The organism is Streptococcus sp. oral taxon 431, assembly GCF_023115445.1.
GTDB lineage: Bacteria > Bacillota > Bacilli > Lactobacillales > Streptococcaceae > Streptococcus.
Window position 1 is genome coordinate 1 of the sequence record NZ_JALDUI010000035.1, and the last position, 1,167, is coordinate 1,167.

A 1,167-nucleotide genomic window follows, 5' to 3' on the forward strand; every position below is an offset into this window, starting at 1 on the left:
TTCTGAGGTGGCAATTTTAGTCAACGGTGAAAAGATTCATGGATACACTATGCTCAATGACGCCATTGGCTTCAATCGTCTTTTGAATGACTTGAAAACTGTTCATAACCCTGAGATTATATTTGAAGCTACTGGTGTCTATTCTCGGCGTCTGCGAGCCTTTCTTGAGGAATACAGCTACGCTTATACACAGCTGAATCCTCTGGAAGCTAAGAAGCAACTGGACAGTCTGCGAGTTCGTAAAACAGACAAAATTGACGCTGAAAAGTTGGCTCATTCTCAGTTTATACTCAATCGTAAACCAACTTATGCGCAGGAAGAAGTTTATCAACACCTGCGTGATTTAAGCCGTTTCTATCAAAATCTTACAGAAGACATTGTTAGAGCTAAAAACCGTCTACACAAGGTCTTACAAGTCACCTTTCCTGAATTGGAAAATCTCTTATCCACACCAACTGGAGAGCAATATTGGAATTTAGTGATGGCTTTTCCATGCAAAGAGTTTGTATTAAACCTATCTCAAAATGAATTGTGTAAGATTATCCGTCAATCTACCTCCAAACGAATCTCTGAAAAGCGTATTGCTTACCTGACTGATAAACTTATAAAACTCGCTAAACAATCTTTTTGTGCGGTCAAGAAAATCTCCCCAATGCTTGAAGAGGTTCGTTACTATGCTCAAGAATTGCTTCGTCTTTCTGAGCACAGACAGATTGTCTTAGACGACATGGTAGCTCTAGCTCAGCCTTTACCAGAGTATGACATCTTACGATCAATTCCTGGCATCGCAGAAACCACAGCGACATCTATCATTGGCGAATTGGGAGATATTCGTCGCTTTCAGTCTACCAATCAAATCAACGCTTTTATTGGCATTGACCTGAGACACTATGAATCTGGGAACTTTCTCGCCAAGGAACACATTACTAAGCGAGGTAATCCCTATGCCAGAAAAATCTTGTTCAAGTGCATTCATAACATCGCTTCAGCTAGTCATACCAATCCCTGCCATATCGCCGACTTTTATGAGAAACGAAAAAGACAATCGACAATAGCTTCAACCAAGCCACATGCGATTGCCTCTATACATCGTCTCATTCGAACAATGTATTACCTCATTACGCATAACAAACTTTACGATTACTCTTTGACCCAAAATCGATAAGG

Annotated in this window: 1 protein-coding gene; it reads left to right on the forward strand. The window is 40.4% G+C overall.

What is annotated here, in order from left to right:
• Window positions 1–1,165 (forward strand): IS110 family transposase (locus tag M1R56_RS09985; protein WP_248036034.1); only part of this gene is annotated, 1,165 nt, incomplete at its 5' end.
• Window positions 1,166–1,167 lie beyond the last annotated feature (2 nt).